The organism is Nonomuraea fuscirosea (assembly GCF_035917475.1).
GTDB lineage: Bacteria > Actinomycetota > Actinomycetes > Streptosporangiales > Streptosporangiaceae > Nonomuraea > Nonomuraea fuscirosea.
This window is the reverse complement of record NZ_CP109074.1, coordinates 11,500,777-11,522,220: the sequence shown is the minus strand read 5'-3', so window position 1 is coordinate 11,522,220 and position 21,444 is coordinate 11,500,777. Positions and strand designations below refer to the sequence as shown.

Sequence of the window (21,444 nt, the reverse complement as noted above, 5' to 3'; positions counted from 1 at the left end):
TGCAGCAGCACTAGCTTGGTGGAGACACCCGCATTTGATGAGCGGGAACGCCTTGCGAGGCTCCAGTCCCGGAGGCCCTTCTGACCAGCCCAAATAGCAGCCAGGTGGCGAGTGATGCGAACTGCTTATCGAGCAACGAACACACGTCGAGGGACAGTTCATATCACCCATCAATGGATGAACTGGACTCCGAACGACTCGAGCTCTCCTAAAGCGGGTGCCGCAGGTTCGAATCCTGCCGGGGGCACTCACCTAGATCGGCATTTCAGGCCTCTGACCTGCGGTTTCACAGCCGCAGGTCTTTTGTTGTGCGCCCTTGATAGGCAGCAGGCGGTGCCAGCATGCAGCCGGACGACCATGATCAAAGGATATTCACGGGATGATCTTGATAGCGTTTCCCCAGCTCAGGCCCTAGATTCCCACCATCCCGGCCTCCGGCAACCACTACGGCCGCACCAAATATTGGACGACCGCCACGAGGAATCGTGCCAAATACGTGCGCAAACCCCCACCGGAGGTGCCGTTCATCGCCGCGCTACCGCCGCCATGCCGGCCAGTTCCCCACCCCCGACATGGACGCGTCGGCTGTGCCCGATCGCGCGATGCCATTGACCGCCTCCTCCGGCACCAACCGGCGTAGTACACGAGCGAAGAGCCGGAAGCGGCGCGGATGCCGTCCGGCGAGGACATGGATGCATGGTCCAGCGCAAGGCTCGGTCGTCCAGCTTGCCACGCGTGCCGGTGTACATGGCGACGGTGAGGGCGCGGGCGACGCTTGGCGGCGACTGATGGGCGGCGCGCTGGATCACGGGCCGGACGCAGCCACGACCCTCACAACGGCTCAGGCCAGAGACGTGGAGATCGTCATGATGGCGCTGATCACCGTGATCGTCGTCGGGCCCACCAACCTCAGCCAGTACAGATCCGGCAGGCCGTCGAAGCGGGTGACCAGGCCATCGGCTTCCACGGGCCACGTCGTGGCCGAGCGCAGCAACGGTATGAGGGTGATCTCGTCGATGAACGACGATTCGATGTCGGGGCCCTTGTCGACGGTAACGTGCCGTACATCCTCCAGCAGCAAGCTCACCATCGGCCATTTTCCGGTCTGCACGATCTTGATGTCGAGTTGGTCGCGCTCGCCGAGCGCTGCGAAGGCCACTATGTCGAGGAAACCGCCGACGCAGTGCGGAAGCACTGCGCCGGCTCGCTCACACGTCATCGCGACCGTGCTGTCTACCACGGGTCGCTCAACATTGCAGGTTCTCGCCGGTGTCGTGCGACAGGGTCTTGTTCCCGTTCTGGTCCCAACGCTGCGTGCCGTTCTTCTCGTTGGGGCCCCGTGACGATCACACTGGTCCGGGTGACCCGTCCATCGGAGAGTCTGACCGTCACTTTACTGCCGTCTGCTGCCTTATAGGTGGCATAGGCGCCGCTCTGGGAGATCGCCTGAAGCTTGAATCCGTGCCGTTCCAGCACCGCGTCAGCGCGGGTCTGGGTCATGCCGGTGAGGTTGGGTACGCGGCTCGCCGCCGGTTTCGGCGGATCGTCATTGTGGACCAGGACATCGGCCACACCGGCCTGCACGTGGTACGTGTGGCTGCCGGCCACCGTCAGGTTGTGCACCTGCTGAGACCCGCTGGTCCACCTCGCGACGGTGGCGACCTGGACATAGGTACCCGCGCTCGTGCGCAGCCACATGCCCGGCTCCAGTCGGGTTGCGGCCGTCCACGCCCGCCGATCCGCGACCCAGAAGGGGTGCTCGTCGGTGGCGACGAGCACGCCGGTCGCCGCACCGGCGGCGCCGTCTGTGTCGACCGTGATGCGAACGAGGTTCTTGACGCCTGATCCGGCGATGACGGCGATCACGGGTTGCGCTTCGCGGCGGCCAGCGGAATCCGCCATCACGGCGCACGACGATCTGCAGGGTGACGCCGGACTCCTCCAGGAGCCAACCGATGAAATCGTGTCCGCGATAGCCCTGATCAACCCAGACATGCTTCAGCCGCCACAAGAGTCCGCGAGCACGGGACAGCAGCACGACGGCGCCGTCGCGATCGTTGACGCTGGCCGGGCTGACGCAGGCGGTGACCACAGTGCCGAGCGTGTCGACCAGCAGGTGCCGCTTCACTCCCGGAACCTTCTTACCTCCGTCATAGCCGTGCAAGCCGCCGCGGTCGGTGGCCCGCACACTCTGACTGTCGATGATGCCCGCGCTGGGCGTGGGGTCACGACCGCCGCCGGCACGGTCCCGCTCGCGTAATCGCGCCAGGATCTGTTCCCATCAACCCTCGATCCGCCAGATGCGCCAGTAGTGGTAGACCGTCTGCCACGGCGGCAGATCGTGCGGCAACAGCCGCCAGGCGCACCCTGCCCGCACCCAGTACGCCAGCGCATTCACGATCTCCCGACGCTCATGCACGGCAGGCCGGCCGCCCGGCTTGGGATCGGGAATCAGCGGATCGAGCAGCTCCCACTCAGCATCGGACAAATCGGTCGGGTATGGACGCCGAGGAACCATCGCACGCCTCCAGGCTCACGCCCCCCGACACCTGTCAGCATGACTCGCCCGACCCTTTTCAGACACCCTCTACCCGTATGAGCATCGCTGACAACTCACACCACCCGTACTCATGCATTGCTATTTGGAGACCTGCGGCACGACAACAAGTCCCTCAGTGTCGGTGAGCTTCTTGGCTGGACATCCGGCTTGTGATGGCAGCACTACCACCGGAGCATCCAATGTCCCACCAACGGCAACCCCATCCAATAGCCTCCCCGCGCACGGATCGTTCTTCGCGGGCGGAGTGACCACTCGAACACTTGTTGGATTCTTTACGGCTATACGAGCGGGCTGCAGCGACGGCAGCCCCAAGAGGAGCAATACACTGAAAACGAAGGGGACGCCAGACCATCTCATAGCTCTAACGAGACGCTCATATCTCCGTCGCGTCTCGAAGGAAGCGGCAGCATCCATGACGCGCTGGATGCGAACTTCGAGGTCGAGCACGAGGTTTCTTAACGCGTCCCGATCAGAAGAGTCGTTAATGTTGTACTCGTACGTCCCGATTCGCACCTTATCGTCAGGGGTGCCCGGCTTGGCTAGAACCTTCTGCGCCGAGGCCCGATCCGAGATCAGTTGCCAGATGGCGTCCCTTGACGCCCCCAGTAAGTCGATGCGGCGTTCAACCGCGATGTAGGTGATGAGCGGCGACGTTGGCGGTTCAAGACGGCGGTAAGGGAAGTTGCCGCTGTCAGCGCGGTCCAGCCCAGCAAGCTCATCGATGCTTCGGCGGGGAGTTGCCAGTACGGCGGCTGCATTGTAAAGAGTCCAGCCAACACTACCCAGGGCGACCAAAACCCCCAGCACGGTCAGCCCAACAGCCCAGACTCCGGCATCAGTGACGACTGTGAGGTTGCGTAATTGGATGCTGCTGCCGAGTATGACGGCTACGACCGTGCCACTTGCCCCCGCCAACCACTTCGTAGCCGACCGCAGGTCAGAGGCGTGTGACACGTCATTCGCTGTCGCTGCTAGGGGTTCCGACTCGAGGCTGCTCATGACCAGTTCCTTGTCCGCATTGATGGGTCGGGTCGCATACCAAGGGGTAGATGTAGTACAAAGGTAGTACGCAGATTTGCAAGGATGGCCCATGAGCGTTGAGAAGCCACCAGCAGGTCCAGGAGATGTCCGTATTTACAAGATGCGAGATCTCAACCAGAGGACTGCTGAAGTGATCCAAGAGATCAATGACTCAGGCAAGCCTGCGATCATTACCCGTCATGGACGTTTTGTTGCCCTTATATCTCCGCTGCTCAATCGAGGCCTTGAAGGTGAACTTATCGCGCGCCTTTTGGAGCGAGAGGGTATTGAGACTCCGCGTGGCGGCCATTCCCCTGAAGGCAAAGTGGAGACCAAAGCGCGACTGACCGAAGATCTGGCACGCCGACTGGGCATAGACTGGCCGTGACTAATCCCTGACTGAAGCCAATTCGGAAAGGGGCAGCACGCGCTCCACCAAGGCGATGACATGCCTATCCGCTTCGCGATACTCACGGTCACTGGGTGCCCGATAGACAAAATAGCGGTTAGCCGCCGCCTCGTCACAATCATCTGCTGCTCCGGTGAGAGGAATGGCGCGGCGCCAGGCAAGGCTTCCCTCGCGGCCCCTGACGTACCCTTCGTCAGGAGAATCTCTACGTGGAGGGAAAACGAGGGCGCCTTCCGCTGCCTTCAGGATCCTGCTGATGACGGGAGCTTCTCCGATTTCTATGAGATCAGCCTCCGCCATTTTGCTCCACAGGACTCTGGACACATTCCCTCCCGAACCGGCACAACCTTCGTCGTAGCTACCCAGAGGGTGTAACGCAGCGCATCTTCAGTTGCGGCGACCTCCTCTAGCCTCTGGTGCTCGCCCGTGAGACGCACTCAACCGTCTCCCAAACACCCACATCAGGCACTCAGCCGTGCATCACGCTCCGTCAGCTCATCTCCACATGCAAGGTAGCAATCTGCTATCTTGCATCGCATATCCTAGCAGAAGGTAAAGAAGCGCTGTCCGATCCTGCGATCGAGTGGCCTCGCGTACCGCATCTGCCTGCTTCCGCAGGTCACCCACACCACAGGGCCCGCTGGCTGACGGCGGCGGCCCTGCCCGAATGAGGTAGCGTGAGGCGCCCCGCATAGCACCGCAAGGATGGCGCTTGAGGTGCGACCGGGTTACGGAAAGTGAGGTGTAGTGCTGTGAATCAGCATGGTCCTGTTGTCCAGGGGGCGCTTCTCCGCAGGAGGCTCATAGAGCTCCGAAGGCTCGCGAGATTAACGCAGGAAGAGGTCGCCAGGGATTTGGAGTGGCATACCTCGAAGCTGATCCGCATAGAAGGAGGGCGGACAGGAGTATCTCGCGTCGACCTTGACGCGCTGGGGCATCTCTACGGAGTTTCAGATCCTGCCGTCATGGAAGAGCTTCGCCACTTGAACAGGGAGGCGCGCTCAAAAGCGTGGTGGAGCAGTTTCAAGAATGACGTTTCGGATGCCTATCTGACGTATATCGGGTTCGAGGCGGGCGCTTCCGCTATCAGGCAGTTTCAGCCCTTGGCCATACCTGGACTGCTGCAGACGGAGGCCTACGCCGAGACCCTGGTAGACGCTGCCACAGATATGGCCATACTGAAGCAACTCGTACAACTTCGCAAGCTACGCCAGGAGACCTTGAGGCACCGTCCAGTACCGCCATGTGAGTTGTTTGTACTCGATGAAGCAGTTATTCGCCGACGAGTAGGAGTGCGGCGTGATCGCACTATAATGCCGACTCAGCTCCGGCACATGGTAGAAGTGGCTGAGGGTAACGAGCACATCAGTATCAGAATCGTGCCATTCGAGTCAGGCTCCCATGTCGGCATGGTGCGTGGCGCTTTTACTCTACTCGAGTTCGATAATGGCCTGGGAGAGCTTCTCCATCGCGAAAACGGGGATCTTCACGAGACACTAGTCGGCGAGGACCCTCGCATCAGGCATGTTCGTGCAGACTTCGAAGCCATTCTCGATGAAGCATTGGATCCGACCGAGTCGCTGGCGCTCATCCTCGAGACAGCTGCGAGTATGGAGTGAAGGCTGCCGGCTAGTCGGCAACGTACCCCTCCATTCGCGAAGCGTCATCCGCGTGCGGTCTGTACGATCTTGATCCGCCAGGCTATTCTCTTACCGACATGGGGAGGACGGCTTGATGACTCAGGGGCCCGGCGATCCGCCTGAGCTGATCTGGCGAAAGAGCTCTGCGAGTACGACAGGTGAGTGCGTGGAGGTAGCGTTCGGCCTAGATTCAGCTTACGTCCGCGACTCCAACTCGCCTGACGGAGCGGTTCTTGAGTTCAGCCGCTCGGACTGGACGGCTTTTGTGGCTGGTGTGCGCAGGGGTGAGTTCGACTGGGCCTAAGGCATGCTGATACTCACAGAATATGGAACGTCACCCTCCGGAATGCGAGAAGCGGTGCTCGCTACTCGCTCGGAGGATTATGTTCGGTCGCCACGGCCGCAAGGTAGCCGGACGTCTTACCCGCCGATCTTTAGTGTCTGCCTATCAAAATGGCCAGTTAGACAGATCGCGAAGCAAGAGCACGCGGCAGCCAGTCTACGATCCAGCGTGCAGGTTCGCGAGAATTGCGCCTTTCACGGAAGAGGATCACTCAAGGGCAAGATTGCATGCTTTGAGGCCGTCAGAAGCCAATCCCTATTGCCGTTCCCCGGCATCACGAAGGTCACCCCGTACGACTCCGCCTTTAGCACCTACAGCAATCTCATGACCAGCAGCACGACCGAGAGATCAACAGGTGATGCATCGGGGACAGCTAATTTGAGCAGCTACGGCTGCCTACCGTACAACCGCCCGAACATGCGACCAGCACAGCTGTTGATCATGCCAAGATACGTCCGCGCACTCCCCGCCGCGGCGCGTTTCTCAGAGCCGGGTGATGATCGGGCCCACATTCCATCCGCCGGGCCCACCCCAGTAGTGCCGTCATCTGCTGTCTCAGCGTTCAGCGAGGACCTTGAGGTTTGTGCCGTAGGTGCTTGCAGCAGGCCGAGCACCCCTCCGGACGTCGGCGCCGAAGACGGCAATCGATCCCAGGGGCGGGGACGGCGTGTAGCGCCACCAGTGTTCGATCTACCTGCCCACGACCACGCAGCGTTTTCAAGTTTCCGGCACCCATCTCTTCGCTCGTGAAACGGCCCGCTCTGGCACCTTGACTCAGCGGTGCCAGATGGCGGCGTCGAAGGCGTCGATCAGGTGCTGCCACTTCTCTGAGAGCCTGCGCTGCCCGGTGCCACGCATGACCTGACCGCGGCACGCGCCACCGGCCTGATCGACGCGTTGACTGCGGCAGGGGTGAAGACTGAACCGCTCCGACTTTCTTGGAGACCCTGGTGTGCCCCGAGGACCTGTTGGAGGCCGCGGACGAGCTGCTGGGTATCGCCAAAGACCGGGACGCAGGTGGGCAGCTGCGCTTCCACCGCGGCCAGCGTGACGCTCAGGACCACTGCTGGTGGGTGCCTCCGTGGCACTTTTGAGGCACCCACCCAACGTGACGCTCCCGTCGAGGTACAGATCGCTCTGCACGTGCTTCGTTTCGGGAAACCGACCATAGCGGCCTGCGGGCAACGAGAGACGAGGGTGACGATTCTCGGAAATCGTCACCCTCGTCGTCAACCCGCTCGGCGATGCGATGCGATGGGATGCGACGTGGCCAGGATCAGGACACGGTCCCGTCCCCGGCCCGTCTGTGCAAGTCGGACCACGCCGGGCTGGAGGCGACCTTCTCCGTCGCTTCCGCCAGCGAGCAGCCCAGCAGGTCAATGACCCCGCGGATGCAATCGACCGGCGTGAACCCGTTCCTTCTCATGGACCCGATCAGCACGTTGACATCGACGCCCGCCTCCAATTCCTTCTTCGCGTTCGCGAGGAATTCGGCATGCTGTTCCTTGGAGAGCATTCTCTTCGCCTAGCTGCCTGCGCCCGGCACCTTGAATTCGAGATCCGGCCGGTGCCCGACCGGGCCCGTGACACGTACTCCGCGAACGCGCAGGGACTTGAATCCCTGAGCGCCCAGCGCCGGAAGAAGGACCTTGCGTACTTCACGGAGCAAGAGACCCGCGCCTCCCGTTCCGAGCGATCCACGTGCCATGTCACCCGTCGTGCCGAAGATCGCGATGTCCGACAAGGTCACCTGCCCATTTTCGATACTTACCGTAGCCAATATCTCGATCTTGCCTTGAGGCGTGTCGATGGTGTGGTAAAGCATCTTGCCATGGGCGAGGTTGTCGATACCGCAAAGATCGTCGTTGTGGACGAGTGCGTCGGCGCCTCCGACGGCCACGTGGTAGGTGGAGGAGCCGGCGACATCCAGGTTGTAGACACGCTGATCGCTGCTGGAACTCTTGGCGATGGCGCTAACCTGCACGTACGTACCGGCGCTGGTACGCAGCCACGAGCCGGCCGACAGATCCCCCGCCTCGACCCATGCGCGCTGGTCCGGTGACCAGAAGGGGTGCTCGCTGGTGGCGACGACCACACCCACGCCGTCACCGCGCTCGCCGTCCGTGTCGACCGTGACCTGGACGAGGTTCTTGGCGCCCTTGCCGGCGATCACCGCGATGACCCGCTCCGCCCGCGTCTGACTGGACTTGGGATCGGTGGCGAGGACCATGTCGCCAGTGGCTACCTCTTCGATCGGTTTCCGGGATCCGTCGGCCATCACCACCAGGGTTCCGGGCGTGAAGCTGTTCTTCCGGCCTATCGGGCAGGACCTGCCCACCCCCAGCGCCTCGGTCGCGCTCTGCACCTTTCTCGCGGCGAGCTTGAGCCGGTCCTTCGCCGCGAGCCAGTTCTTGAAGGCGCTGATGGCGTCGCCGGCGTGTTTCCAGACTCTCTTGCCGAGCTCGTACGCCTTCTTCCACTTCCATGGCAGGGCGTACTTCGCAGCGAGCTTGCCTGCGAGACCGCCCGCGAGCGAACCCAGGATGTTGAGCGCGGTCTCGCCACAGGCGCCCAGGTCCCCGCTGGCGAAGCACTTGATGCCAGCGGTGATGCCGAGCTCGTCGGCCGCGATCTTCGCCAGGGCCATCACAGAGTCGATCAGTGCCTTGAGCTGACGGTCCACCTCGCCCTGGGCCGCTCTGGCCTCGGCTTCGGCCTGACGTTTGCGCTGCACTTTGCAGGCCGCGCTCTTGGGCTTGGCGCACGCGTCGACCGGCCCGACATCGTCGATGACCTTCAGCCCCGAGGGGTCGGAGGCGCCGATCGGGTTGTTCCCGGCGTAGGAGTAAGGGTTGCTCCATTGCGGTTTGGACAGGTCGAGCAAGGGATCGGTGGAGACGAACTTGCCGATTCTCGGGTCGTAGTATCGGGCCGACAGGTAGTCGAGGCCGGTTGATTCGTCCTCGGTCTTGCCGAGGAAGCCGCGGTCGGTGAACAGCAGATCGTCCTGGCCGCGGCGCTGCCCGTACGGGCGATACCTCTCCCGGGCGACCTGACCGGTGGCGTCGTCGATGGCGAGTTGGGTCGAACCGTGCAACCCGGAGGCCATCCACTTCACACCTGCGGCGGTCCGCATCGCGACCACCGTGCCGTCGGGACCCGAGTAGTAGCGGGTGGCCTGGGCGACTCCGCCAACGGCGCGGATCTCCATCGTCCCTAGGTACAGGGTGGACGAGCCGTCAGGGTCACGCCGAATCAGCCGCTCACCTTCAGCGTCGTAGACCATGGACGTCTCAGCGCCATCGACTGTGGCCTTTTCCATCTGGCCGAGGGAGTCCCAGGTGAAGGTGGCCTGCTTGTTGTCCACGGTGCGGGTGACGAGCTGGCCGGCGTCGTCGTAGCCGTACGTGTCGGTCCCGCCGGGATCGGTGATCGAAGTGACGGCGTTGGGCCGTACGGACGATGCTCCGGCGGGCGGGTAGCCATAGGTGGAGGTCACGCCGTTGTCGCTGGCGGAGGTCATGTTCCCGACGGCGTCGTAGGCGAAGGACTGGCTGTAGGGGTCAGGCCCCTGGTTGTCGGCGGACGCGGCGCAGGAGGCACCGGTCGTGGTGTAGGCGGAGGTCAGCCGGTTCAGGCCGTCATAGCCGAAGCACTCCGCCTGCCCGGAAGTCGCGTCCTTGATCGTGCTTATCTGGCCACCCTTGCTGTAGGTGAAGTTGTCGTCCTGGGCGACCTGCGAGCCGGAGGTGGTGGTAAGGCGGTTGAGCCAGCCGGTACTTTCATCCCAGGTGAACGTGCGCCTGACCTGGGAGTTGGCGCCGTATTCGCGCTCGTTGAGCCGAGCGGTCGCCGAGTAAACGCTCTCCTTGACGTAGGTGGTCCCGCTCGCGTAGTCGGACGTCAGGCTGCTGGGCAGACCCAGATCGGTGTAACCGAGGGCGAGCTTCTCAGCCGGGAGATCGCCCTTGCCAGGTGCCCCTTGCTCTACCAGGTGCCCCGCCACGTCATATTTGGCGGTGAACTCATAGTCGCCCGCGAGGGCTCCTTCAGAGGCAGGGATGGTGACCTTGGTGGCAGTGGCCCGGTAGGAGCTGTCCAGGGCCAGGACCCTCTCCGTGTACGCGTTGCCACCGACGTATCGCGTCGAGGATGACGGGTACCCCTTGGCGACCTCGTCGTAGGTCCACTCGGTGAGCTTCGTCCCGTTCTGCGGATCTCCCTGCCATTGGCTGGTACGCCTTCCGAGGTCGTCATAGACGTTCGAGACCTTGGTGCCGTTACCGTCGATGCTCCACGCGAGCCTTCCTACGGCGTCGTAGCCGTAGGAAGCACTGCCCGAGTCACGGTCGCTCGCGGCTGTGCGGCGGCCAAGCCAGTCGTAGCTCGCCGTACGGGAGTTGCCGTTGGCATCGGTGATCGTGGAGAGGTTACCGGCGGCGTTGTAGGTGTAGGTGGTGTCGTGGTGGGTGGCGGCGTCCTTCCACTCCTCGGTCTTGATCGTGCGGTCGAAGACGTCGGAGACGGTGGCCGTCTTGCCGCCGACCGGTGGCGTGACCTCGACCCGGTCCAGGCCCGGGTAGGCGGTTACAGTCCGGCGGAACTCGGCGGCAAGGTGATACTCGATGGCCGCGGTAGGCCGTTCCATGCTGTCGTAGACCTTCTTGGTCCACGAAGGCAGCGTGGTCAGCGCCGGGTTGAGCAGACCGCTGCCCGGATCGGCGGCGTTGTGCACGGGCTGGGAGGTCGCCGCCGCCAGGCCGCGGGCATCGTACGTGGTCAGCAAGACCACACGGCCACCGGCGGGTGAGCTCATCTGCGTCTCGCGAGGTCGGCCGAAACCGTCGTCGTAGCTGTATGTCGAGATGTACGTGGTGCCGCGCAGGAGCTTGCGCATGGTGGTCCTGGCCGGGGCGGTGGGCTGGCCCAGGTTGCCGTTGAACGGGATGTCGTAGGCCACCGTCGCGGTCGGGGTTCCCGCGCTCCTGGGCTGGTCCGGCTCCCACAGGGTGGACGTCCGGCCGAGGGCGTCATAGTCGATCTCCATGGTCTTGCCGTTGGCGTCCACCACCTTGGTGGGAAGACCGTTGCGGTGGGAGGAGAACGTTGTGACGACGTGATTCTTGGGATTGGTAACCGTCACACCCTGGTGCGGCCAGCCCACCACCGGGCTGTAGGCCGTCGTGGTGACCTTGTTCAGGGCGTCAGTGGCGGTCAGCGGGCGGCCGTAGTCGTCGTAGGTGTTCTTGGTGGTGGAGATGGTGGTGGCGTTCGCGTAGGAGCGGGTCTCGGTGATGTTGCCGTCGCTGGGGGTGTTGGTGGCGGGGTCGGTGCCGCCGTCGTACAGGGTGATGGTCCTGCCGATCAGCGTCCCTGAGGTGCAGCTGTCGCCGGAGCGTTTCTCCACCGTGGAGGGCAGGCCGGTGATGCCGTTGGCCGGGTTGCGGGCGTAGGTGGTGCTGGTGCAGGTGTTATCGGTGGTGAGGGCGGTGTCGCCGTAGTCGTTGACGGTGGTGGGCTGGCCGTCGCTGTTGTAGGCGGTGCGCTGGTCGCTCCAGCGCCAGGTGCCGCCGGTGATCTGTTCGCGGGTGCGTTCGCGGGTGCGGTGCACGAAGGCGGGGTCCAGGACGCCGGGTCCGGTGCCGGTGGCGGCGACCTGGTATTCGTAGCGGGTGGATTCGGCTTCGGTGTAGGCGCGCGGGTCGGTGGCGGTCAGTTTCCAGGTCTGCTCTTGGAGGAGCTGGCCTTGCAGGGCGCGGGAGTCGGTGGCCGTGGTGCCTTCGAAGGTGGTGATGGTGGCGCCGTCGATGCCGCGGTAGAAGGTGTCGGAGGTGACGGTGTAACCGTTCGGGTCGCTGCCAGAGCCGCGGGTGGTGCGGACGGTGCTGTAGCCGCGCCAGTCGCTGCCCGTGGGGGCGAGGTCGGGCTGGGCGAAGGCGACAGGGTTGGTCCAGCGCGGGGCGCCGAGGTAGTCGTAGCTGGTGACCATGTCGGGCGAGCCGCCGACCAGGTCGCGTTCGGTCACCTTCATGGCCAGTTGTTTGAAGAAGCGGCCCCAGCTCTCGTAGCCGGTCTCCTCGTTGTAGTCGTAGTCGACGCGGTAGCAGTCGCCGGTGGCGTCGGGTAAGTAGTTGGTGCCGTCACGGCCCTTGCCGCCGCCGCACGGGTCGGCCTGGCCGTAGGTGACCTCGATCCGGCCGCCCATGCCGTTGCCGATGCCGGCCACGCGGGGCACCATCCGCCAGGACAGGAAGTCGGTCCAGTCCGACCAGTTGTCGTAGTCCATCCGGCCCGCGACCATGGCGGCGTCGAAGCTGACCGGCGGCAGCTTCTGCGTGGTTGTGCCGGCCAGGCCGGTCTGCTGCACGCTGTCCAGCCACAGCACCGGGTCATAGGCGGGGCCGAAGTCGGTGCGGGTGTAGATCCACCGGTAGCGGAAGTCGGTGCGGGTGTCCGGCTCCCACACCCCCGAGGCAGGGTTCTTGGACTCGGTGAGAACCGAGTCCAGCTTGCGGGTGGAGTAGAACGCGACCGCGTCGTTGGTCGTGCAAGACGAGCCGCAGGTCAGGTCAGTCGGAACGTCCAGGCCCCCGCGGTCGGAGGTGGTGAACGTCATCCGCGACGTCGGCGTGCTGCCGGACACCTGGGTGTTGTGGCCGTAGCTGATCTGCTTGAGGAAACCGCCCCGATCGTACGGCAGCGGCACGTAGACCTCGGAGACACAGTCGGGCATGCAGAAGTAGTTGGTCTCGCGCTCATAGGTGTAGTCGATGACGTTCTCGTTGGCGTCGATCGACTGGTCCAGGTTCCACCGCCACACGCCGGTGCAGGTCGGCGGGATCATGTCGTTGAAGTACCGGTCGGCGCACGGCTCGGCGCGCTGGTTGCCGACGTACTGCAACTGCCACTGCGCGTCCTTGTTGTAGCCGAAGCGGTGCACCTGCCCGTCGCTGGAGGTGACCTTCCAGTACTCCAGGCCGTCCGCACCGCCGGCCTGCTGCTCGATCTTCCAGCCGAAGTCCGGCACCGTCTTCCACAACCCGCTGGTGCGGTCCTTGACGATCGAGGCCGACCGGCCGGCCAGGTTCAGCACCAGCTCCGACTGGGTGTAGTCCTTGGTGACGTCGGTGGCCAGTTCGTCTGGTGACTCCCAGCAGACGGCCGAACCGTAGGGGCCGTTCTCGTCGGCATGCCAGATCAGCGCGGCGGTGTCCGGGTCGTACTCGGTCCAGGCCGTGCAACGGCGGTACTTGCGCTCGATGAACCCGGCCGACACATTCCAGCCGACACCGACCACACCGGACTGGTTGTTGGTCCAGTGACCCTCGCCGTCCACCGACGAGGCGTCGTACTGCAAGGACAGGTTCGGCCCGGTGCCCACCGGCGACGGCGCCTCCGGCAGCGGATAGTCATAGGAGAAGCCGCCACCGGACGTGCCGGCCTGCCAGGTTCCCGACGGCTTCAGATCGGTGGCGCCGAAGTTCCCGTCCGGGCCGGTCATCCCGGCCGCCAGCACGTACACCGACCCAGAGGTGAACGCCTGCGCCGCGTTGGACGTGGCGTCCTTGCCCGTCTGGCTCTTGGGCAGCGTCAGCGGGGCCGCCTTGCCGGTGGCGGGGTCGACATCGACGTCGGCGGTCAGCGTGCCGGTCTTCATGTCGTTGTGCGCCTTGACCGGCTGCGGGCGTACCACGCAATCGCGCGGGTGCGGCGTCGTCAGCGCACACGCCGGCACCCGTAACACCTGCAGACGGGTGGCGAAGTTGCCGCCGTAGGCGTCGCGGAAACTCGCGTACGAGAACTCCGCCCGTACTTTGCCCGCCTTGTCGCCAGTCAGCCGGGCCGCGATGCCCACACCGCCCAGCTTCCTGACTGTGTCGGCCGGCAGCGTTTCCACCTTCACCGCGCCGACGTCGGCGACGCCCTTGACCTCGGAGAGCCGTATCGGCAGTTGTTCCGCCGCAACCGCCTCTTCGCCGGGATCCACCTGTGCCGTCCCAGGCTTCGGCCACACCGGATCCTTGCGTTCGACCTTCGGCTGGGACTCCTCAGCCCCCTCGGCCACCTTCGCCTTCGCCACCGGCCGGCCCTCCACCGAGGTCTCGGGATCCGGCCCGGACACCGACGCAGCCGCGGGGACCACAAGATTGTCCGGCACCCCCAACCCGGAGATCACCACCGTCATCGCCACCGCGATGACCAGCACCATCGTCCGTAACCGCCGCCAGACCTGCATGTCGCCACCTCTTCAAGGCACGCTGACGCAGGCCCCGGGAACAGGGGCCACACCGCGCCGTAAGGATTTGATAAAGACGATCAGCCTGGATCGTGATCGACAATCACCGCATGGTCAACACGTGCAAGTTGGCTGCAAATGTTACGGAATGTCGCTTATGCGATTCATAGCGAGGCGCACTCCACGTCAACCGGCCTGTAAAAACCGCCCTTACCAGATGGACAATGACCTGTGACATGAGTCACATTGACGAGCCGAGTCAGACATTGCACGAGCTGTCATCCCGGAAATGCCTTCGTCGCCGCCGCAGGCGAACCCGTCCCCCCGTTGCACCTCTCACACGATGTCGCGTCACTCAGTACAGAATCCGAGCGACAGGTGAGCCGAGCGCTCGGATGGACAGCTGGATCTGGGCAGTGCGACTGATCAAGTGCGCTCGATCGTGAACCGCCCCGGGTTGGTTGGAAGCTCCCAGGACTGGAAGGCTGGGAGTCGTGCCCGCACCGAGGAAGTACCCGCAAGAGCTGCGTGATCGCGCCATCAAGATGGTGTTCGACCTGCGTCAGGAAACCGGAGGCAAGGCCGGGGCGATCGCCCGTGTGGCCGATCGGCTGGGCGTGTGCGGGCGCCGGGTTCCACGAGCCCGGATGAGGCTCCTTCCTAGATCGTCGCGGTCGGGTTCGGCTCTCAGGTGAGAGCGGGCAGGTCGGTGCGGCGCTGCCAGGCCAGGACGAACGCCCCGGCCCAGGGCCAGGTCCGCTCGATACGATCGCCGAGGTCGGCGCGGAGAGCAGGGTCGCCGGCGCGAGCACGGAACTCGGCGACTCCCACGTCGCCGCCGTCTCAGGCAAGTGGTACATCAGGGCGGCGGCCGACCAGCGCACCTTCGACCAGGCGCTACCCCTCGTCTTCGCGGCGCTGAACCGGCATCTCGGCACCCGGTTCACCTAACCGGGGGCTGTATCCCGGCACCGCGCCCTGCAACCTCATGGAACCGTCGGCACCCGGCGGCCTCACCGCACGGCAGGCCCAGAACCTGCTCGTCCTGCACGACGCCGCCTACCGCCGCGACTACCGGACGCTGCGCCGCCACATGGCCCACGACTTCACGCACAACGGCGTCACGGTCCGTCCGGAAGGCTGGTCTATGAGTGGGAACGCACTCCGGCGACGGCGAAACCCCTGCGCGGGAAGGGGACCGAAGCCGGTCCCGGGGTCGTCGCGTACCGGGCGAAGGACGTGACCGTGCGCTTCGACACCACGTCCCTGGCCTGGATCGCCCTGGACGGCGCCCCGGCCCCGCGGCGTCCCCTCGGCGAGCGTCACTGGATGAAGGCCGCTTCCTCGCACCTCGACTGCGGATCCCCGCGGCCCGAGTGCCTCTACGACGTCGAACCGGTCGTCGAGGACGTCACAGGCGACGGGCTGCCGGACCCGATCGCGGTCGTCGCCTGCAAGACGGGCAACAACTCCTACTCCCACCAGGTGGAGGCGTTCGACGGCGCCTCGGACCCGGCCGCGCCGCGCAGCCTCGGCGTCCTGCACCCCGCCGGCTCCGGCGTGCACGTACGCACGATCACCTCCACCGGCACGCGGGTGAAGCACCGGGGAGCCAAGGCCGCCCCCGGCGATCCCACGACGCACGACGACCTGGAAGGGGCGGGACCTTCACGTTCGGACGCCTGTCGATCACCCGGGCTCCATAGGCCACCTGCGCCTGACGTTCCCACCCTGACGGCCCGAAGAAAAAGGGGGCCACCTCCCACCAGGAAGTGGCCCCATTGCTCACGGCCGCGCGAGCGCGTACAGCTTCGTGCCGCCGATCGTGACCACCGTGCAGTAGTACTCGGGGCCGGCGGCGTTGGCGGCGGAGTTGCACGCCTTCGCACCTGCGGTGTTGTACGAGTACCACTGGACGATCACCTGCGCGGAGGCCGGTGCCGGAGCGAGGGTGGCGGCCATCGCGGCGGCGGCGATGGCGGTCGACACGCCCAGCGAGATACGCCTCATGGCAGTCTTCATAGGGCGATCCTTTCGATTCACGGAGCCTTTCCGGAGATGAAGGCGCCGATTCCGGCGGCTCCATTCACGGAATTTCGGTCCGATCCTATGAAGGGCGTGCCTTATTTCCGCATGTTTTCCGCACGCCCCCAACGGGGCTGGGTGATCTTCTGGTGCCGGGGCTCCAGCCGTAGACTTGTCCGGTGTCAGGAGGTGGGATGGGCCGGAAGCCGCCGGCGGGACAGCAGGACGGCAAGGCGCCGGCGTTCCTGTTCCGCCTCCTCGGCCCCGTCGAGCTGGAGGCCGACACCGGACGGGTCACCTTCCGCGGCAAACAGGCGGCCCTGCTCGCGGCGCTGCTGCTGCAGGCCGACCGGATGATCTCGACACAGCGCCTGGCGGAGGCGGTCTGGGGCCAGGCGCTGCCCAGCGACCCGGCCTCCCGGATCAGGATGTTGATCTCCGAGGTCCGCCGCGCCTGCGCCGCCCTGGACGCCGACGTGATCGGCACCCAGCGGCCCGGCTACGTGCTGCGGCTCGGCCCCGGCCGGCTCGACCTCGCCTGCTTCCAGTCACAGGTGTCACTGGCCCGGGAGGCGATGGCCGAGGGCCGGTGCGAGGAGGCGCTCGCCCGTTACGACGAGGCGCTGGCCTGGTGGCGGGGCCCGCCGCTGGGCGGCGTCACCGGCCTGTTCACCGAGGCGCAGACCGAATGGCTGGACGGGCTGCGGCTCGACGCCCTGGAAGAGCGGCAGTCGGTGCTGCTGGAGCTGGGCCGGGACACCGAGGTCGTCACGCGGGCACGCGCCCTGGCCGCCGAGGCTCCGCTCAGGGAGCGCCTGCACGGACAGCTCATGCGGGCGCTGCACCGCAGCGGACGCCGCGGCGAGGCATTGGAGGTCTACCGGCAGTTCCGAACCCGGTTGGTCAAGGAGCTGGGCCTGGAGCCCACCAACGAGCTCCAGGAGGTGCAGCGGCAGATCCTGCGGTCCGACACGGCCCCGACACGGCGGCAGGACGAGCCGGCGCCGGAGACGTCCCTGCCCATGCCCGGCCAGCTTCCGGCCGCGCCGGCCGCGTTCACCAACAGGAGCCGCGAGCTGCGCGAGCTGGACCTGCACCTGGCCTGCGACGCCGGCAGCGTGGGCGTGGCCGTGATCAGCGGGCCCGGCGGCATCGGCAAGACCTGGCTGGCGCTGCACTGGGCGCATACCCGCCGCGACCGCTACCCCGACGGTCAGCTGTACGTGAACCTGCGCGGCTTCGACAACATCGAGGAGCCGCTGTCCCCGAGCGCCGTGCTGCGCCATTTCTTGACGGCGCTGGGCGTGCCGCCCACGGTGATCCCCGCGGACCAGGAGCCGCAGGCCGCGCTGTACCGGTCGGTGCTGGCTGAGCGCCGGCTGCTGATCGTCCTGGACAACGCCAGGAACAGCGCCCAGGTGACGCCGCTCGTCCCGGGCCGGCCGGGTTGCACGGTGCTGGTGACCAGCCGCAACCGGCTCGTGAGCCTGCACGCCACGCACTCGGCCCAGCTGCTGGAGGTGGGAGCCTTCTCCGACGAGGAGTCCTACCGGATGCTCTCCCACCACATCGGTCCGCGGACGCTGGCCGACGATCCCGCCTCCGTCGCCGTGCTGCTGGAGCACAGCGGCGGCCTGCCGCTGGCGCTGGGAGTGCTGGCCGCCCGCGCCAGCGCGCAGCCCGGCTTTCCGCTGTCCGTGCTCGCCCAGGAGCTGCGTGATCCAGCCACCAGGCTCGACGCGCTGCAGACCGGCGACCTGGGCGCGGGCCTGCGCGCGGTGTTCGCCTCCTCCTACGCGGCGCTGGACGCGCGGGCGTCCCGGCTGTTCCTGCTGCTGGGGACGGCCCCAGGCCCGGACATCGGCCTGCCGGGCGCAGCCGCGCTGTCCGGGCTGCCGAGCGCCGAGACCCGCGCGCTGCTGTCCACGCTGGAGACCGCCAACCTGGTCAGGCAGCTCTCCCCCGGCCGATACTGGATGCACGACCTCGTCCGGCTCTACGCCGCCGAGCGGATCGAGGCCGACCTGCCGCCGGAGACGCGGAACCAGGCTCTGGCGCGCCTGGTCGAGACCTACACGGCCATGGCCTGTGCCGCGGACCGGGTGCTGTCGCCGCACCGTCCGGCGATCGCGGCTCCTCCTCTGACCGCGTACGTACCGGCCGTCGAGGACGCCGCCGCCGCACTGTCCTGGTTCGAGACCGAGCTGCCATGCCTGCTGGCCGCCCAGCTCCTGGCCCCGGAGCTGGGCCTGGACGTCACGGCCTGGCAGCTCGCCTGGGGCATGAGCACCTTCCTGCTGCGCCGCTTCCACATCCGCGAGCGACTGGCAACCTGGCGACTCGCGCTGGCGGCGGCGGAACGCCTGGACGATCCGCACACCACCGCCGTCGTCCTCTGGCACACCGGGTACGCCCACGCCACGCGCGACCCGGTCGACGAGGCGGCCGGCCACCTGGAGCGGGCGCTGAAGCTGTTCGAGCAGGCCGGGGACCGTCCCCTACTGGCCCAGGTGCACCACACGATGGGCTGGATGTGGAGCATACGGGGGCAACCGCGGCGCGGACTCGACCACGCGCAGACCGCGCTGCGGCTCCAGCGCGAGGGCGGCGACCCCATCTGGGAGGCCAGCGCCCTCGGCGCCGTGGGCTGGATCCGCCTGCAGCTCGGCGAGCACGAGGCGGCCCGCGACGCCTGCGAGCAGGCTCTGACGATCTTCCGCCGGCACCGGTACCTCGACGGCGAGGCCGCCACCCTCGACAGCCTCGGCAAGCTCGCCTTCCACCGGGGCGACCACAAGCGTGCGCTGGAGTACTACGGGCAGTGCCTCGACCTGCGCAGGGGCACCGGCAACGCCTTCCAGAGCGCCGACACCCTGGTGGCCCTGGGCGACGCGCACCACGCTCTCGGCAACGCCGCCGAGGCGCGGGCGGCCTGGCGGGACGCGCTGGCCCTGTACGAGTCCCAGCATCGCCGGGCCAATGGGGAGCGGGTTCGGAAGAAGCTGGTGAACGCGGGGAACTCGGACTCACGTGGTCGGGACGGGATCGGGTGAGCCTGCGAGCGTGATCGTGGAGGACCGGATAACCCCTCTCTCGACCTGTTCGGGCAGGTACGGCACGTGGACGAAGCCTCCGCGTACCCCCGGCCGGCCGGACGCGATGAGGTGCATCAGGCCGTAGAAGACGTGGTTGCAGACGTACGTGCCCGCCGTGTGCGAGACGGACGCCGGCAGGCCGGCCTCGCGGACGGCGGCCACGCAGGCCTTGACCGGGAGGGTGGAGAAGTACGCCGCCGGGCCGTCCGCGACGACGGGCTCGTCCACGGGCTGGGTGCCCTTGTTGTCGGGGATGCGGGCGTCGTCGAGGTTGATGGCGATGCGTTCGACCGAGATGCCCGGCCTTCCGCCCGCCTGGCCGACGCAGATGACGACGTCGGCGCCGAACTCCTCGACGGCCGCGCGCAATCGTGCGATGGCGTCGTGGAAGACCACCGGCAGCATCGCCGTCGTCAGCGATGATCCGTCCGGCGGCGTGGTCGCGACGCGCTGCACCGCCTGCCACGACGGGTTGACGCCGGCGCCGTCGAAGGGCTCGAATCCGGTGAGCAGGACGTGGGTCATGGGTTTCCTCTCGTACGCCTGTGTCATGGTCGGGCGCGGGTTACGAGGATGCCGTCGTCGTCGCTGAACAGTTCGGCTCCGGGGTGGAAGGTGGCGCCGCCGAAAGTGACCGGGACGTCGCGTTCGCCGGCTCCCGTTTTGGCGCTCTTGCGGGGGTTGGAGCCCAGTGCCTTGATGCCCAGGTCCAGTTCACGCAGGGCGGCGACGTCCCGTACCGCGCCGTTGATGATCACACCCGACCAGCCGTTGGTGACGGCGAGGCCGGCGATGATGTCGCCCATGAGGGCGGTGTGCAGGGAGCCGCCGCCGTCGACCACCAGGACGCGTCCCCCGCCGGGCTGCTCCAGAGCCGACCTGAGGGGTGTCGCCCACGACGCGGCCCGGTCGTAGGCGGTGCGTGCGTCGGCGATGGCGGCACGGTGCCGCTCCGCCCATGTGGTGAGCGACGTCAGGGATTCGTAGAGTTCCAGGGCGATCTCGGTGGCGGTGTACTCGACCTTGGGCGGCACCGTCGGATAGATGGTCCTGACGAGCAGGCCGTCGCGTTCCAGCTGGCGCAGGGTGAGCGTCAGCATGCGCCGGCTGATGCCCTTGACCGCCCGCTCCAGCTCCGTGAAGCGGATGGGCCCGCGCGCGGCCCGCGAGGTTCATTGTGCCCTGTGCGCAGCACGCGGTGGCGGGCGATCCCTGCTGCCTGAAAATGTTCATCCCCCAAATGGCCGAACTCCTCGTCGAGGAGGTGACCGACCATGCGGACTATGTACTGGTCACGGCGCATACCGGGGGCGGGCCGGCGGCCTGCCGGGCGTGCGGCACAATCTCCTCGCGGGTACATGGCCGCTACCGGCGGCTGCTGCATGATTTGCCCGTTTCGGGCCGCCCGGTCCTGATCGCGCTCACGATCCGCGGCCTGACCTGCCAGAACCCAGCATGCCCGGTCCGGACGTTCGCCGAGCCCGTGCCCGGTCTCATCCAACGCTACGCCCGCCGCACGCAGCTGTTGTGCCGGCTCCTGGAGCTGATGGCCCTGGCACTGGCCGGGCGTGCCGCCTCCCGGCTGCTGGAGCTACTCGGCGTACGCGTGGGAGGGGACACGCTGATCGGTCTGGTCCGCGCCCTGCCCGACCCCGAGATCGGCCAGGTCACCGTGCTCGGCGTCGACGATTTCTCCAAGAAGCGCGGACACTCCTACGCCACCGTGCTGATCGACATGGACACCCACCAGCCCATCGACGTGCTGGACGACCGGACCGCCGACGCCCTGGAGCAGTGGTTACGCGACCATCCCGGCGTTCACGTGATCTGCAGAGACCGGGCCGGCGCCTATGCGGCAGGCGCCAAGGCCGGGGCCCCCCGAGGCGACTCAAATTCGCGGTGCAGGAACTGGCCGCCAAGGGCTGGACGATCTCGGCGATCGCACGCAAGCTGCGGTTCTCCCGGCCCACCGTCCGCAAGTTCGCCGGCGCGGCGTCGGCGGAGGACCTGCTGACCAAGGCGACCGGACGATCCGACCTGCTCACGCCCTACCTGCCCTACCTGATCCAGCGGTTCAACGACGGCTGCACCGACGCCTCCCGCCTCACCCGCGAGA

General features: G+C 66.3%; 15 protein-coding genes and 3 pseudogenes. 6 read left to right on the top strand and 12 right to left on the bottom strand.

The genetic code is table 11. The annotated features are described in order from the left end of the window. Positions 1 to 841 precede the first annotated feature (841 nt). From OIE67_RS53195 to OIE67_RS53180, 5 genes and pseudogenes are all read right to left on the bottom strand, one after another. Complete coding sequence (locus tag OIE67_RS53195; protein ID WP_326634813.1) at positions 842 to 1,240, bottom strand: hypothetical protein; 399 nt, start codon at positions 1,238 to 1,240, stop codon at positions 842 to 844. Then, positions 1,234 to 1,902 carry a polymorphic toxin-type HINT domain-containing protein gene (locus OIE67_RS53190; protein WP_326645772.1) on the bottom strand — a complete coding sequence of 223 codons (669 nt, stop codon included), beginning with the start codon at positions 1,900 to 1,902 and terminating at the stop codon, positions 1,234 to 1,236. The genes OIE67_RS53195 and OIE67_RS53190 overlap by 7 nt, the downstream gene beginning before the upstream one ends. Next, positions 1,862 to 2,188 (bottom strand): annotated as a pseudogene (locus tag OIE67_RS55705) (transposase); the annotation flags it as partial. The gene OIE67_RS53190 and the pseudogene OIE67_RS55705, both read right to left, overlap by 41 nt. Before the next feature lie 93 nt (positions 2,189 to 2,281). After that, on the bottom strand, positions 2,282 to 2,488 hold the full coding sequence (locus OIE67_RS53185) for a transposase (protein ID WP_326634812.1): 207 nt from the start codon (positions 2,486 to 2,488) through the stop codon (positions 2,282 to 2,284). Positions 2,489 to 2,638: 150 nt separating this feature from the next. Further along, positions 2,639 to 3,559, bottom strand: a complete 921-nt coding sequence (locus tag OIE67_RS53180) for a hypothetical protein (protein ID WP_326634811.1) — start codon at positions 3,557 to 3,559, stop codon at positions 2,639 to 2,641. Positions 3,560 to 3,650: 91 nt separating this feature from the next. Here OIE67_RS53180 and OIE67_RS53175 point away from each other — a divergent pair, with 91 nt between their 5' ends. After that, complete coding sequence (locus tag OIE67_RS53175; protein WP_326634810.1) at positions 3,651 to 3,968, top strand: hypothetical protein; 318 nt, start codon at positions 3,651 to 3,653, stop codon at positions 3,966 to 3,968. On the opposite strand, the gene OIE67_RS53170 is transcribed toward OIE67_RS53175, so the two are convergent. Continuing rightward, on the bottom strand, positions 3,969 to 4,313 hold the full coding sequence (locus tag OIE67_RS53170; RefSeq protein WP_326634809.1) for a hypothetical protein: 345 nt from the start codon (positions 4,311 to 4,313) through the stop codon (positions 3,969 to 3,971). Positions 4,314 to 4,741: 428 nt separating this feature from the next. On the opposite strand from OIE67_RS53170, the gene OIE67_RS53165 reads away from it, so the two are divergent. The 3 genes and pseudogenes from OIE67_RS53165 to OIE67_RS53155 form a co-directional block, all read left to right on the top strand. After that, complete coding sequence (locus OIE67_RS53165; protein ID WP_326634808.1) at positions 4,742 to 5,608, top strand: helix-turn-helix domain-containing protein; 867 nt, start codon at positions 4,742 to 4,744, stop codon at positions 5,606 to 5,608. 115 nt (positions 5,609 to 5,723) lie between these two features. Beyond that, positions 5,724 to 5,933 (top strand): DUF397 domain-containing protein, encoded by a 210-nt coding sequence (locus tag OIE67_RS53160; RefSeq protein WP_326634807.1) that lies wholly within the window; start codon positions 5,724 to 5,726, stop codon positions 5,931 to 5,933. 873 nt (positions 5,934 to 6,806) lie between these two features. Further along, a pseudogene (locus OIE67_RS53155) lies at positions 6,807 to 6,893 on the top strand (IS5/IS1182 family transposase); the annotation flags it as partial. A gap of 355 nt (positions 6,894 to 7,248) precedes the next feature. Here the strand turns inward: OIE67_RS53155 and OIE67_RS53150 are convergent. The 4 genes from OIE67_RS53150 to OIE67_RS53135 form a co-directional block, all read right to left on the bottom strand. Beyond that, a complete protein-coding gene (locus OIE67_RS53150) occupies positions 7,249 to 7,488 on the bottom strand; it encodes a hypothetical protein (protein ID WP_237104864.1) in 240 nt (79 codons plus the stop codon). Between the two features lie 9 nt (positions 7,489 to 7,497). Further along, positions 7,498 to 14,208 carry an RHS repeat-associated core domain-containing protein gene (locus OIE67_RS53145; RefSeq protein WP_326634806.1) on the bottom strand — a complete coding sequence of 2,237 codons (6,711 nt, stop codon included), beginning with the start codon at positions 14,206 to 14,208 and terminating at the stop codon, positions 7,498 to 7,500. 687 nt (positions 14,209 to 14,895) lie between these two features. Beyond that, positions 14,896 to 15,039: a hypothetical protein gene (locus OIE67_RS53140; protein ID WP_326634805.1), complete on the bottom strand. Its 144-nt coding sequence runs from the start codon at positions 15,037 to 15,039 to the stop codon at positions 14,896 to 14,898. Between the two features lie 954 nt (positions 15,040 to 15,993). Then, positions 15,994 to 16,218 carry a hypothetical protein gene (locus OIE67_RS53135; RefSeq protein WP_326634804.1) on the bottom strand — a complete coding sequence of 75 codons (225 nt, stop codon included), beginning with the start codon at positions 16,216 to 16,218 and terminating at the stop codon, positions 15,994 to 15,996. 209 nt (positions 16,219 to 16,427) lie between these two features. On the opposite strand from OIE67_RS53135, the gene OIE67_RS53130 reads away from it, so the two are divergent. Further along, positions 16,428 to 19,286, top strand: coding sequence for an AfsR/SARP family transcriptional regulator (locus OIE67_RS53130; protein WP_326634803.1), 2,859 nt, complete (start codon positions 16,428 to 16,430; stop codon positions 19,284 to 19,286). Here the strand turns inward: OIE67_RS53130 and pcp are convergent. After that, positions 19,260 to 19,853 carry a pyroglutamyl-peptidase I gene (pcp, locus tag OIE67_RS53125; RefSeq protein WP_326634802.1) on the bottom strand — a complete coding sequence of 198 codons (594 nt, stop codon included), beginning with the start codon at positions 19,851 to 19,853 and terminating at the stop codon, positions 19,260 to 19,262. The genes OIE67_RS53130 and pcp overlap by 27 nt on opposite strands. Positions 19,854 to 19,876: 23 nt before the next feature. Beyond that, the gene (gene rraA / locus OIE67_RS53120) at positions 19,877 to 20,428 is read right to left on the bottom strand and encodes a ribonuclease E activity regulator RraA (protein WP_456094159.1); all 552 of its coding nucleotides are present in this window, start codon (positions 20,426 to 20,428) and stop codon (positions 19,877 to 19,879) included. A 125-nt stretch (positions 20,429 to 20,553) separates the two neighbouring features. Between rraA and OIE67_RS53115 the strand changes: the two are divergent. Continuing rightward, positions 20,554 to 21,198: pseudogene (locus OIE67_RS53115) on the top strand (transposase); the annotation flags it as partial. Positions 21,199 to 21,444: the final 246 nt, after the last annotated feature.